This window comes from Bacillus sp. PK6-026, from assembly GCF_054161455.1.
Genome location: NZ_CP096418.1, coordinates 100,001 through 113,632 on the forward strand (window position 1 = coordinate 100,001; position 13,632 = coordinate 113,632).

The window sequence follows — 13,632 nt, forward strand, 5'->3', positions numbered from 1 at the left end:
AGTTAAGCTCTTCAGCGCCGATGGTAGTTGGGGGATTCCCCCTGTGAGAGTAGGACGCCGCCAAGCGATTAAAAAGACCAGCTTATATAAGCTGGTCTTTTTTCTTGTTCCCTAAGGTTTTACGATAGCCAAAAGTGGAAATAATAAAGGACGAAGAGCAATTAGTTGAAAAAAAAGCGAAAACCACTTATAGTAAAGTTAAAGTCAAATATAGTCAAAGTCAAGTGAAGGAGGGGGCTGAGTGGGGAAAAATATTTCTGACATAATCGAACAGTATTTGAAACAAATATTAGAACAGAACGGGAAAGAAATATTAGAGATTAAACGGAGCGAAATAGCCGATAAATTTCAGTGTGTTCCTTCTCAGATCAATTACGTGATCAATACGCGTTTTACGAGTGAGCGCGGATACATCGTCGAAAGCAAAAGAGGCGGCGGCGGTTATATCCGAATTATTAAAATTAAAATGAACGATAAAATTGATTTGATTGACAACATTATGAATCATATCTATACAAGGCTCTCCCAGGCTGCTTCAGACGATATCATTTTAAGGCTTTTAGAAAATGGTGTCATTACAAAAAGTGAAGCAAAATTGATGGTGAGTGTCATGGATCGTTCTGTATTATATATTGATTTGCCTGAACGAGACGAATTAAGAGCAAGAATGATGAAAGCCATGCTTACGTCACTTAAATTTAAGTAAAGCGGGTGAGAAGCGTGATATGTCAAGAGTGTAAAGAAAGACCAGCAACTTTTCACTTTACGAAAGTCATTAATGGCGAAAAAAAAGAAATGCATATCTGTGAACAATGTGCGAAAGAAAACAGTGAGTCATATTCTATGAATGAAAGTGGCGGATTTTCCATCCATAATTTATTATCCGGACTGCTGAATTTTGACTCGTCTTTTACTAACAGCAGCGAGGCTCAGCTTTTTCAACAGCCGGACCAGGTTCTGAGATGCAAAAAATGCAATATGACATTCCCGGAATTTCGAAAAACAGGCCGATTTGGATGTTCGGAATGTTATAAAACCTTCCATTCCTATATCACTCCGGTTTTAAGGAAAGTTCACAGCGGGAACACGGTCCATGCCGGTAAAATACCAAAGCGGATCGGCGGTAACCTGCATGTAAGAAGACAAATTGAAGCATTGAAAAAAGAGCTGAAAGAATTAATTCAGCAGGAGGAATTTGAAAAAGCAGCCAACATTAGAGACCAGATCAGGTCGCTTGAACAAAACCTGAATGCAAACAAGGAGGAGGAGGACTGATGTCACTGCAGCATTTTATTCAGAATGCTTTAAGCAATTGGATGCGGCAGGAAGGCCCTGAAAGTGACATCGTGCTTAGCAGCCGGATCCGTCTTGCTCGCAACTTGGATAAAGTTCGTTTTCCAACGCTTTTTTCAAACGAAGAGGCTTCAGCGATTATTACATTGTTTGAAGAACAATTCACAGGCTATGAAGTGCCAGGTATTGGGAAATTTGAGCTTGTGAAAATGGATCAGGTGCAGCCTTTGGAAAAAAGGGTTCTTGTAGAAAAACATCTGATCAGTCCGCATTTGACGGAAGCTTCCTTTGGCGCATGCCTTCTTTCTGAAAATGAAGAAGTGAGTATTATGCTGAATGAGGAAGATCATATTCGCATTCAATGTCTGTTCCCGGGATTTCAGCTTTCAGAAGCATTAAAAGCAGCAAATCAGGTGGACGATTGGATTGAAGAACGGATTGACTATGCTTTTTCAGAACAAAGAGGCTACTTGACCAGCTGTCCTACAAATGTCGGAACCGGGCTTAGAGCTTCTGTCATGATGCACCTTCCTGCTTTAGTGTTAACTAGACAAATAAACAGAATTATTCCGGCAATTAATCAATTGGGGCTTGTTGTTAGAGGAATTTACGGTGAAGGCAGCGAAGCATTAGGGAATATCTTTCAAATTTCCAACCAAATTACCCTCGGTAAATCGGAACACGACATTGTCGAAGATCTGAACAGCGTCGTTGCTCAGTTGATCGAACAAGAGCGTTCAGCAAGAAAGGCGCTTTATCAGACTTCGCAAATCGAGCTTGAAGACCGCGTCTACAGATCTTACGGCGTACTGTCCAATTGCCGGATGATCGAATCGAAAGAAACAGCAAGATGTCTTTCAGACGTTCGTCTTGGAATTGACCTGGGGATAATAAAAGGTCTTTCCAGCAATATACTTAATGAGCTGATGATCCTCACGCAGCCTGGATTTCTCCAGCAATATTCAGGAGGAGTCTTAAGGCCAAACGAGAGGGACATCAGGCGGGCTGCTCTTATCAGGGAGCGTCTGAAATTAGAAAACAACGGCAATAGACAGGAGGATGAAACGATATGATGTTTGGAAGATTCACAGAAAGAGCACAAAAAGTATTGGCGCTTGCTCAAGAAGAAGCTCTGCGTCTGGGCCATAATAACATTGGAACAGAACATATTCTCCTCGGCCTTGTCCGCGAGGGAGAAGGGATTGCTGCAAAGGCGCTGCAGGCATTAGGACTCAGCCCTGACAAGATTCAAAAAGAAGTTGAAAGCCTCATTGGCCGAGGGCAAGAGATGTCACAATCGATCCATTACACACCGAGAGCCAAAAAAGTGACTGAACTGGCAATGGATGAAGCAAGAAAGCTTGGTCACTCCTACGTTGGAACTGAACACATCCTCCTCGGCTTAATCCGAGAAGGGGAAGGTGTTGCGGCAAGGGTGCTGAATAATTTAGGCGTCAGCTTAAACAAAGCGAGACAGCAAGTATTGCAGCTGTTGGGCAGCAATGAGAGCGGTGGCGCTGCTTCAGGCGCCAACAGCAATGCCAACACACCAACCTTAGACAGTCTTGCCAGGGATCTCACGGCGATTGCAAAAGAAGACAGCCTTGACCCCGTAATCGGCAGAAGCAAAGAAATTCAGCGCGTAATTGAAGTGCTGAGCCGCAGAACGAAAAACAACCCTGTCTTAATTGGGGAGCCCGGTGTCGGTAAGACAGCGATTGCCGAAGGCCTCGCCCAGCAGATCATCAATAACGAAGTACCGGAGATTCTCCGCGATAAGCGAGTTATGACGCTTGATATGGGAACGGTTGTTGCCGGTACGAAATACCGCGGTGAATTTGAAGACCGCCTGAAAAAAGTGATGGACGAAATTCGTCAAGCGGGAAATATCATCCTCTTTATCGATGAGCTGCATACTCTCATCGGAGCCGGGGGAGCGGAAGGGGCCATCGATGCCTCCAATATCCTTAAACCGTCGCTGGCGCGCGGAGAGCTGCAATGCATCGGAGCGACAACCCTTGATGAATACCGCAAATACATTGAAAAAGATGCTGCACTCGAACGGCGTTTTCAGCCGATTCAGGTTGACCAGCCGTCTCCTGAAGAGAGCATTCAAATATTGAGAGGTCTCAGAGACCGCTATGAAGCCCACCACCGCGTATCGATTACGGATGAAGCGATCGAAGCGGCTGTGAAGCTGTCAGACCGGTATATTTCGGACCGTTTTCTGCCTGACAAGGCGATCGACTTAATCGATGAAGCCGGTTCAAAGGTTCGCCTGCGTTCATTTACAACGCCTCCGAACTTAAAAGAGCTTGAACAAAAGCTTGATGAGGTAAGGAAAGAAAAAGATGCCGCTGTCCAAAGCCAGGAATTCGAAAAAGCAGCGTCATTACGGGATACGGAGCAGCGCCTGCGCGAACAGGTCGAAGAAACCAAAAAAACCTGGAAAGAAAAGCAGGGACAGGAAAATTCAGAAGTGACCGTCGACGATATTGCAATGGTTGTTTCAAGCTGGACCGGAGTGCCGGTTTCGAAAATTGCGCAGACTGAAACAGACAAATTACTGAACATGGAGAGCATTCTTCATTCCCGCGTTATCGGCCAAGATGAGGCTGTCGTTGCGGTTGCCAAAGCAGTCAGACGCGCACGTGCCGGCTTAAAAGATCCAAAACGTCCTATCGGTTCGTTTATTTTCCTCGGCCCTACAGGCGTAGGAAAAACGGAGCTTGCCCGTGCACTTGCCGAGTCCATTTTCGGCGATGAAGAAGCCATGATTCGCATCGATATGTCCGAGTATATGGAAAAACATTCAACATCAAGACTCGTCGGTTCCCCTCCGGGATATGTCGGCTATGATGAAGGCGGACAGCTCACTGAAAAAGTGAGAAGAAAACCGTATTCCGTCGTCTTGCTTGACGAAATCGAAAAAGCGCACCCTGATGTCTTCAATATTTTGCTGCAAGTGCTTGAAGACGGTCGCCTGACTGATTCAAAAGGGCGCACGGTCGACTTTAGAAATACGATTTTGATCATGACATCAAACGTCGGTGCGAGCGAACTGAGAAGAAATAAATACGTCGGGTTTAATGTGCAGGATGAAACCCAGAATTATAAAGATATGAAAGACAAAGTCATGGGCGAATTAAAACGCGCCTTCAGACCTGAATTTATCAACCGGATTGATGAGATTATCGTCTTCCACTCTTTGGAGAAAAAACATTTGAAAGATATTGTATCCCTCATGTCAGAACAATTAACTAAGCGTCTGAAAGAACAGGATCTGTCAATTGAGCTGACTGAAGCGGCTAAAGAAAAAATTGCCGATGAAGGCGTGGATCTCGAATACGGGGCGCGCCCTCTCAGAAGAGCAATCCAAAAACACGTGGAGGACCGGCTGTCTGAAGAGCTCCTGAAAGGCCATATTGAAAAAGGCCAGCATATTGTTTTGGATGTAGAAGGCGGAGAATTTGTCGTAAAAACCGAAGCTAAAACGAACTAATATAGAGACAAAAGAAAGAGGCATACGATGTTCATCAGTATGCCTCACTTTCTTATAAAGGGAGCGTTTTGAAAAATCAATGGCTAAAACAAAGACTAAATTCATTTGTCACTCATGCGGTTACGAATCCGCCAAGTGGATGGGGAAGTGCCCCGGATGCGGCACATGGAATACCATGGTGGAAGAAACGATAAAAAAACCCGCCGCCAACAGAAGAACCGCTTTTTCACATTCCGTTCAAACGGTGCAAAAGCCTTCACCTCTCACTTCAATCGAAACAACAGAAGAGCCGCGAATTAAAACGAAACTGGGCGAATTCAACCGCGTCTTGGGAAACGGTATTGTCAAAGGTTCACTCGTTTTAATCGGAGGCGATCCCGGCATCGGGAAATCAACCTTGCTGCTTCAAGTATCTGCCCAGCTCGCTGATTCAAAAGAAAATGTCCTGTACATCTCAGGTGAAGAATCGGTCAAGCAGACAAAGCTGAGAGCAGACCGTCTAGGCATCAACAGTCCCACTCTTCACGTTTTATCTGAAACCGATATGGAGTATATTACGTCTTCTATAGAAGAGATGAATCCATCATTCGTGGTGGTTGATTCGATTCAAACCGTTTACCAAAGTGATATTACATCTGCTCCAGGCAGCGTGTCCCAGGTCAGGGAATGCACCGCTGAGCTGATGAGAATTGCAAAAACAAAAGGGATTCCGATATTTATCGTCGGGCATGTCACAAAAGAAGGTTCGATTGCCGGACCGAGACTTCTGGAACATATGGTCGACACCGTCCTTTATTTTGAAGGTGAGCGGCATCATACATTTCGGATTTTAAGAGCCGTCAAAAACCGGTTTGGATCAACGAATGAAATGGGAATCTTTGAAATGAGGGAAGAGGGCCTGACAGAAGTGCTGAATCCGTCGGAGATCTTTCTCGAAGAGCGCTCGGCTGGAGCAGCCGGCTCGAGTGTCGTGGCTTCAATGGAAGGCACGAGGCCGGTCTTAGTAGAGATTCAGGCGCTGATTTCCCCGACGAGTTTTGGAAATCCGCGCAGGATGGCAACCGGAATTGATCATAACCGAGTCTCATTGCTGATGGCGGTTTTAGAAAAAAGGGTGGGGCTGCTGCTGCAAAATCAAGACGCCTATTTAAAAGTCGCCGGCGGCGTCAAGCTGGACGAGCCGGCGATCGACCTCGCCGTTGCGGTGAGCATCGCCTCAAGCTTCAGAGACACCCCGCCTCATCCGACGGATTGTTTTATCGGCGAAGTCGGCTTGACAGGGGAAGTCCGCAGAGTATCAAGGATAGAACAGAGGGTGCAGGAAGCGGCGAAGCTTGGTTTTAAAAGAATGATTATTCCTTCTGCAAATGTGGAAGGATGGACAAAGCCGAAAGGAATTGAAGTCGTCGGTGTTGAAAATGTAGCTGAGGCCCTTCGAGCTTCATTAGGAGGATCATAATATATGGAAAAAGACAAAAAAGGAGCGAAACAGGATCTTTCAGAAATATTGCAGTTTGTCGCCCCCGGCACACCTCTTCGCGAGGGAATCGAAAACGTCCTTCGGGCCAAAACAGGCGGATTAATCGTGGTCGGCTTCAATGATAAAGTGAAAGAAGTGGTTGACGGAGGGTTCCACATTAATTCTTCTTTCTCTCCGGCTAATCTGTACGAGCTGGCTAAAATGGACGGGGCGATTATTCTCAGTGATTCAGGGCAGAAAATTCTATATGCCAATACGCAGCTTATGCCTGAGGCGACGATACCATCCTCTGAGACGGGCATGAGGCACAGAACGGCCGAGCGTGTGGCCAAGCAGACCGGCTGTCTGATCATTGCAATTTCTGAAAGGCGGAATGTGATTACGCTCTATCAGGAAAATATGAAATATATACTCAAAGATATCGGCTTTATCTTAACAAAAGCCAATCAGGCGATTCAGACACTCGAAAAATACAAACTCATTTTGGACCATGCGATTTCCAATTTGAATGCGCTGGAGTTTGAAGAGCTTGTGACATTTGGGGATGTCATCTCTGTTCTGCATCGATATGAAATGGTGCTCAGAATCAAAAATGAAATTAATATGTATATTAAAGAGCTTGGAACAGAAGGCCATCTCATCAGGCTCCAGGTTAGTGAACTGATCACTGATATGGAGCAGGAAGCGGCGCTGTTCGTTAAAGATTATGTGAAAGAAAAAATCAAAGACCCGTTTGTCCTGCTGAAGCAGCTACAGGATATGTCGAGTTTCGAATTGCTGGATGACTCGATTCTCCTTAAGCTTTTAGGCTATTCTGCAACTACGAATATGGAGGAATACGTTTTCCCGAGAGGCTACAGGCTCCTTCACAAAATCCCCCGTCTCCCGATGCCGATCGTAGAAAATGTTGTCGAAGCATTCGGCCATTTAAAGCTTATTATCGAAGCGGATGTAAAAGAATTGGATGAAGTGGAAGGAATTGGGGCGGCCCGTGCCCAAAAGATAAAGAAAGGGTTAAAGAGACTTCAGGAGAAACATTATACTGACAGGCAGCTGTGAGAAAAATTTCTAAAAGTGATTAAAATTTGCAATTTATGGGTATATTATTCTTACTTTTTGTTTTCCCTTTTTCCGGTTGAAACAGCTGCATTCATAAAAATTAAAACGATTATTTTAAAGGAGGTGAAGGTATGTTGAAACGAATAGTTCAAGCGTTCTTTGCGATTTTGGGAGGCGTTATCGGTATTTTTCTCATACCGGAATTGTTTGTGCTGTTAAATGTACAGGACATACCTTTAGTAACAAACCCGTATGCGTCCGCTTGTTTAGGAGCTATCATCTTTTTTCTTCTGGGCATCTGGTGTGCGGATCATGTCATCAACTGGGTGAAACAAATTGAGGATTCCTTGATCAAAGCACCTGTCTCAGATTTATTGTTCGGCTCTTTGGGATTAATCTTCGGACTTATGCTCGCTTATCTTATCGTCAATGTCATTCCGTTAAAAGACATCCCTTATCAGTTGATCAGCACGGTCATTCCGATTGTGTTGGCCGCATTTCTCGGCTATCTCGGATTCCGTGTAGGTTTCAAGAAGAAGGATGAAATGCTGACACTTTTCACATCGAGAAAGAAAAAAGGTTCTGCTGAGGAAGAGCGTCCTGAAGAAGACAAAAAGCTGAAAATTTTAGACACAAGTGTTATTATAGATGGGAGAATTGCTGATATTTGTCAGACCGGATTTCTTGAAGGCGTCATTGTGATTCCTCAGTTTGTGCTTGAGGAGCTGCAGCATATCGCCGACTCTTCAGACGTCCTCAAACGAAACAGAGGACGGAGAGGACTGGATATTTTAAATCGGATCCAGAAAGAGCTCGATATCAAAGTTGAAATTTATGAAGGCGATTTTGAAGATATTCAAGAGGTCGACAGCAAGCTTGTCAAACTGGCGAAATTGACCTCAGGCGTTGTCGTTACCAACGATTTCAATTTGAACAAAGTATGCGAGCTCCAAAAGGTTGCCGTATTGAACATCAACGACCTTGCCAACGCCGTCAAACCTGTCGTGCTTCCGGGAGAAGAAATGAAGGTGCAGGTCATCAAAGACGGGAAAGAACATAATCAGGGCGTGGCTTATCTGGACGACGGCACTATGATTGTCGTGGAAGAAGGGCGGAATTATATCGGCAAACATATCGACGTGCTCGTGACCAGCGTGCTGCAGACAGCGGCAGGCAGAATGATATTCGCCAAGCCAAAACTGCTGGAAAAGGCGCTTTGAAAAAGGGAGAAATAAAATGAATTACGAAGTCGTCATTCCTGCCGCCGGACAAGGTAAACGAATGAATGCCGGGAAAAACAAACTGTTTATCGAGGCGAAAGGAATTCCTGTGATTATTCATACATTAAAGGTGTTTGAAAACCATGATGCCTGCAAAAGGATCATTCTTGTCATCAATGAACAGGAATTCGGTGAATTCAGCACCCTTTTAAAAACCTATCATTTTACAACTCCGATCGAGATGGTTCCGGGCGGAAGAGAACGCCAGCAAAGCGTATTTGCGGGTATTAAAGCGGCCGGCAAAGAGGAAACGGTCCTCGTCCATGACGGAGCAAGACCCTTTATTAAACGGGAATATATCGAACAGCTTGTCGAGAAAGCGAAGGAAACAGGGGCTGCTATCGTTGCCGTACCTGTTAAAGACACGATCAAACGCGTTCAAGACGGTGAAGTAGCCGGAACGATTGAACGTTCAAGCTTGTGGGCCGCTCAAACCCCACAAGCTTTTCGTCTTTCTATTCTGATGAATGCTCACCTTGAGGCTGAAACAAAAGGTTTCCTCGGTACGGACGACGCCAGTCTGGTCGAGGAAGCCGGAGGTACGGTTGCAATCATTCAAGGGGATTATCAAAACATCAAACTGACGACCCCGGATGACTTGCTTGTCGCAGAAGCGATATTAGAAGCGGAAAAGAGGAATGAACATGTTTAGAATAGGCCAAGGATTTGACGTCCATCAACTAGTGGAAGGCAGGCCGCTCATTATCGGGGGAATTACGATTCCTTACGAAAAAGGCCTGCTCGGACATTCGGATGCCGATGTGCTTTTGCACACGATTGCAGATGCGTGTCTCGGCGCCGTCGGCGAGGGCGATATCGGAAAACACTTTCCGGATACCGACCCTGAGTTCAAAGATGCCGACTCCTTCAAACTCCTTCGTCACGTCTGGATGATTGTGAAGGAAAAAGGCTATACGCTCGGGAACCTGGATTGTACAATCATCGCCCAAAAGCCTAAAATGGCGCCGTATATCGAAGACATGAGAGCCAGAATTGCCGAAGGGCTTGAGGCGGAAATGTCCCAAATTAACGTAAAAGCGACCACAACCGAAAAGCTTGGATTTACGGGAAGAGCCGAAGGAATCGCCGCTCAGGCTTCCGTTCTGCTCCAAAAGGTATAATTCATTTTGAAGACAGGTTCATTTGATGATAGAATAGGAAATAAATTTGAACTCTGTTAGAGACGAAAGGAAGTTAGACAGATGGGAAACGAAGTTCGGGTTCGTTATGCGCCGAGCCCAACAGGCCATTTACATATCGGAAATGCCAGAACCGCTCTCTTTAATTATTTGTTTGCCCGGAGCCAAGGCGGAAAATTCATCATCCGCATTGAAGATACGGACCGGAAGCGTAACATTGAAGGTGGAGAGCAAAGCCAGCTGAACTATTTAAAATGGCTGGGCATCGACTGGGATGAAAGCGTGGATGTCGGCGGAGAATACGGACCATACCGCCAATCCGAAAGAAACGACATTTACAAAACATATTACGAGGAGCTTCTTGAAAAAGGGCTTGCCTACAAATGTTACTGCACGGAAGAAGAGCTTGAGAAAGAGCGCGAGGAACAGGCTGCCCGCGGAGAAATGCCGCGCTACTCAGGCAAGTGCCGCAATTTAACTAAAGAAGAGCAGGAAAAGCTCGAAGCTGAAGGAAGACAGCCGAGCATCCGCTTTAAAGTCCCTCAAGGAGAAGTCATCAGCTTCAATGACATCGTCAAAGGAGAAATTTCTTTTGAAACAGACGGCATCGGCGACTTCGTTATCGTGAAGAAAGACGGAACGCCTACTTACAACTTTGCCGTAGCTGTCGATGACTATTTAATGAAAATGACGCATGTCCTGCGCGGCGAAGACCACATTTCCAATACGCCGAAGCAGATCATGATTTACAACGCCCTTGGCTGGGACATCCCGGCATTTGGACATATGACATTAATCGTCAATGAAAACCGCAAAAAACTGAGCAAACGGGATGAGTCCATCATTCAGTTTATCGAACAGTACGAAGAGCTCGGCTATTTGCCGGAAGCATTGTTTAACTTCATCACTCTTCTCGGCTGGTCGCCGGTCGGAGAAGAAGAACTGTTTACAAAAGAACAGTTTATTGAGATATTTGATGTACACCGTTTGTCAAAATCACCAGCGGTGTTTGATACGCATAAACTGAAATGGGTCAACAACCAGTATGTGAAAAAACTTGATCTTGATCAGGTGATCGAATTGACCGTTCCGCATTTGCAAAAAGCGGGCAAGGTTTCAGAAGAGCTAACTGGCAGCGAACAGGAATGGGTTCGCAAGCTGATTTCTCTATATCAGGAACAGTTGAGCTACGGCGCTGAAATCGTCGAGTTAACAGAGTTGTTCTTTAAAGACGATATCCAGTATAATCGTGAAGCAAGAACCGTTTTAGAAGAAGAGCAGGTTCCGGAAGTGCTTCGCGTATTTGCCGAAAAGCTTGAGCAGCTTGACTCGTTTACGGCAGATGAGATCAAGGCATCCATCAAAGCCGTTCAAAAAGAAACAGGACATAAAGGGAAAAAGCTGTTTATGCCGATCCGCGTAGCGACGACAGGCCAGACCCATGGTCCTGAACTGCCTCAGTCCATTGAATTATTGGGGAAAGACACCGTTTTAAAACGGCTGAATAACATTATTCAATAAGATAAATCGTTGACAGGGATAAGTATAAAGCCAGGGCCTTTAAAGAGAGAGTCTTCATCGGCTGGAAAAGACTTAAGCGCCGGGCTTTAGAAATGCACCTCTTGAGACCTTTGAAGAACGTTTTTACACAAGTATTCAAAGGCGGTATCCGCCGTTATGGATGAGAGTTGAGAAAACAGCTGTGCTGTTTTCTAAACAGAGTGGAACCGCGCGTCAAAAAGCGTCTCTGTCATTAGACAGAGGCGTTTTTTTATATGGTTTGACAATAGATAGAGACAAAGGAAGCGGGGAACGGGGGGAATCATGTGTTCTTTAAAATGCTGAAAGAAGATGTAGACGTCGTATTTGATCAAGATCCAGCTGCGAGAAGCTACATTGAAGTCATCTTAACTTATTCAGGTTTGCATGCTATATGGGCGCATCGAATTGCACATGCTTTATATAAAAGAAAAAGGTTTTTCATCGCCAGAACGATCTCTCAAATCGCCCGCTTCTTTACAGGAATCGAAATTCACCCGGGTGCCAAGATCGGCAGGAGGTTTTTCATCGATCACGGCATGGGGGTTGTGATCGGCGAAACCTGTGAGATCGGAAACAATGTCACGGTTTTTCAGGGCGTAACGCTAGGAGGAACTGGAAAAGAAAAAGGCAAAAGGCATCCGACAATCGAGGACCATGCCCTGATCTCAACAGGGGCAAAAGTGCTTGGGTCCATTACAATCGGAAGAGGGGCGAAAATCGGCGCCGGCTCCGTCGTCCTGCATGATGTGCCTGAATGCTCCACCGTTGTCGGCATCCCGGGCCGCGTCGTCGTACAAAACGGAAAGAAAATCAGACGCGACTTGAACCACCAGGACTTGCCGGATCCGGTGGCTGACCGCTTCAGAGAATTGGAAAACGAAATCAGGCAGCTGAAACAAGAGCTCCGGAGAAAAGAAAGGGAAGATGAGCTGTGACACTAACACTGTATAATACTCTCACACGAAAAAAAGAGCCGTTTGTGCCTCTTGAAGAAGGCAAGGTCAAAATGTATGTGTGCGGGCCGACCGTATATAACTACATTCACATCGGAAACGCGAGGCCGGCGATCGTCTATGACACGGTCAGAAAGTATTTGGAGTATAAAGGCTATGACGTCCAATACGTCTCCAATTTTACAGATGTCGATGACAAATTAATTAAAGCGGCAAATGAGCTTGGAGAGGAAGTGCCGGTCATCGCCGAACGCTTTATTAAGGCGTACTTCGAAGATGTCGGTTCACTGGGCTGCACAAAAGCGGATTGCCATCCGCGCGTCACTGAAAACATGGATGAAATCATCGATTTTATTCGAACGCTGATCGATAAGGGCTATGCTTATGAGGCAGACGGGGATGTTTATTATAAAACAAGATCGTTTGAAGGTTATGGAAAGCTGTCGCATCAATCAGTCGATGAGCTGAGATCAGGCGCCCGGATTCAAGTGGGCGAGAAAAAAGAAGATGCGCTCGATTTCGCATTATGGAAAGCGGCGAAAGATAACGAAATCTCCTGGGATAGCCCTTGGGGAAAAGGCCGTCCCGGCTGGCATATCGAGTGCTCTGCGATGGCGAAAAAATATTTGGGCGATTCGATCGACATTCACGCCGGCGGCCAGGATTTGACCTTCCCGCATCACGAAAACGAAATTGCCCAATCGGAAGCATTGACAGGGAAGCCTTTCGCGAAATATTGGCTTCATAACGGCTACATTAATATCGATAATGAGAAAATGTCAAAATCGCTCGGTAACTTTGTGCTTGTGCATGACATTATTAAAGAGCATGATCCCCAAGTGCTGCGGTTTTTCATGCTGTCTGTTCATTACAGACATCCGATCAACTATTCGGTCGAACTTCTTGAAAACACAAAAAATGCTTTTGGTCGTCTAAAAACAGCTTATAGCAATTTGCAGTATCGCCTGAAAAGCAGTACAAATTTAACAGAGGGCGATTCAGAATGGCTTGGAAAAATTGAAGAGCAGCGAAAAGCCTTTGAAACGGCAATGGATGATGATTTTAATACAGCGAATGCAATTTCCGTCCTGTTTGATCTGGCCAAACACGCCAACTACTATCTGCAGGAAAAGAATACTTCAGAACATGTCATTCAGGCATTTCTACAGCTGTTTGACGAGATCTGCTCAGTTCTCGGCTTCTCCCTCAAGGAACAGGAACTTTTGGATAAGGACATTGAAGAACTGATCGAGAAGCGGAATGAAGCCCGCAGAAACCGTGACTTCGCAACATCTGACCAGATTCGCGACCAGCTGAAAAGCATGAACATTATCCTGGAGGACACTCCACAGGGTACACGCTGGAAAAGAGGAGAATCGTAAAC

At 45.5% G+C, this 13,632-nt stretch carries 12 protein-coding genes, 1 rRNA gene and 1 other annotated feature (1 of these 14 running past the window's edge); all 13 genes read left to right on the plus strand.

Going from position 1 to position 13,632, the window contains the following annotated elements; all coding sequences use genetic code 11:
• Positions 1 to 66: ribosomal RNA gene (gene rrf / locus M1D59_RS00520) — 5S ribosomal RNA — on the plus strand; it begins 50 nt to the left of the window's first position.
• Positions 67 to 241: 175 nt separating this feature from the next.
• Positions 242 to 706, plus strand: coding sequence for a CtsR family transcriptional regulator (locus M1D59_RS00525; RefSeq protein ID WP_020449835.1), 465 nt, complete (start codon positions 242 to 244; stop codon positions 704 to 706).
• Positions 707 to 720: 14 nt separating this feature from the next.
• Positions 721 to 1,275, plus strand: a complete 555-nt coding sequence (locus tag M1D59_RS00530; RefSeq protein WP_003178271.1) for a UvrB/UvrC motif-containing protein — start codon at positions 721 to 723, stop codon at positions 1,273 to 1,275.
• The gene (locus tag M1D59_RS00535) at positions 1,275 to 2,366 is read left to right on the plus strand and encodes a protein arginine kinase (protein WP_023855926.1); all 1,092 of its coding nucleotides are present in this window, start codon (positions 1,275 to 1,277) and stop codon (positions 2,364 to 2,366) included. Before M1D59_RS00530 ends, M1D59_RS00535 begins: the two co-directional genes overlap by 1 nt.
• Positions 2,363 to 4,795: an ATP-dependent protease ATP-binding subunit ClpC gene (gene clpC, locus M1D59_RS00540; RefSeq protein WP_020449838.1), complete on the plus strand. Its 2,433-nt coding sequence runs from the start codon at positions 2,363 to 2,365 to the stop codon at positions 4,793 to 4,795. Before M1D59_RS00535 ends, clpC begins: the two co-directional genes overlap by 4 nt.
• Positions 4,796 to 4,874: 79 nt before the next feature.
• Positions 4,875 to 6,254 (plus strand): DNA repair protein RadA, encoded by a 1,380-nt coding sequence (gene radA, locus M1D59_RS00545; protein ID WP_020449839.1) that lies wholly within the window; start codon positions 4,875 to 4,877, stop codon positions 6,252 to 6,254.
• Between the two features lie 3 nt (positions 6,255 to 6,257).
• Positions 6,258 to 7,334, plus strand: coding sequence for a DNA integrity scanning diadenylate cyclase DisA (disA, locus tag M1D59_RS00550; RefSeq protein ID WP_458117711.1), 1,077 nt, complete (start codon positions 6,258 to 6,260; stop codon positions 7,332 to 7,334).
• A 131-nt stretch (positions 7,335 to 7,465) separates the two neighbouring features.
• Positions 7,466 to 8,554: a PIN/TRAM domain-containing protein gene (locus tag M1D59_RS00555; RefSeq protein ID WP_009330350.1), complete on the plus strand. Its 1,089-nt coding sequence runs from the start codon at positions 7,466 to 7,468 to the stop codon at positions 8,552 to 8,554.
• Positions 8,555 to 8,570: 16 nt separating this feature from the next.
• Positions 8,571 to 9,266 (plus strand): 2-C-methyl-D-erythritol 4-phosphate cytidylyltransferase, encoded by a 696-nt coding sequence (ispD, locus tag M1D59_RS00560; protein WP_020449841.1) that lies wholly within the window; start codon positions 8,571 to 8,573, stop codon positions 9,264 to 9,266.
• Positions 9,259 to 9,735 (plus strand): 2-C-methyl-D-erythritol 2,4-cyclodiphosphate synthase, encoded by a 477-nt coding sequence (gene ispF / locus M1D59_RS00565; RefSeq protein WP_020449842.1) that lies wholly within the window; start codon positions 9,259 to 9,261, stop codon positions 9,733 to 9,735. Before ispD ends, ispF begins: the two co-directional genes overlap by 8 nt.
• 81 nt (positions 9,736 to 9,816) lie before the next feature.
• A complete protein-coding gene (gltX, locus tag M1D59_RS00570; protein WP_023855922.1) occupies positions 9,817 to 11,274 on the plus strand; it encodes a glutamate--tRNA ligase in 1,458 nt (485 codons plus the stop codon).
• Positions 11,275 to 11,505: a binding site (T-box leader), on the plus strand.
• 74 nt (positions 11,506 to 11,579) lie between these two features.
• Complete coding sequence (gene cysE / locus M1D59_RS00575; protein WP_020449844.1) at positions 11,580 to 12,230, plus strand: serine O-acetyltransferase; 651 nt, start codon at positions 11,580 to 11,582, stop codon at positions 12,228 to 12,230.
• A complete protein-coding gene (gene cysS / locus M1D59_RS00580; protein ID WP_035337469.1) occupies positions 12,227 to 13,630 on the plus strand; it encodes a cysteine--tRNA ligase in 1,404 nt (467 codons plus the stop codon). Before cysE ends, cysS begins: the two co-directional genes overlap by 4 nt.
• Positions 13,631 to 13,632: the final 2 nt, after the last annotated feature.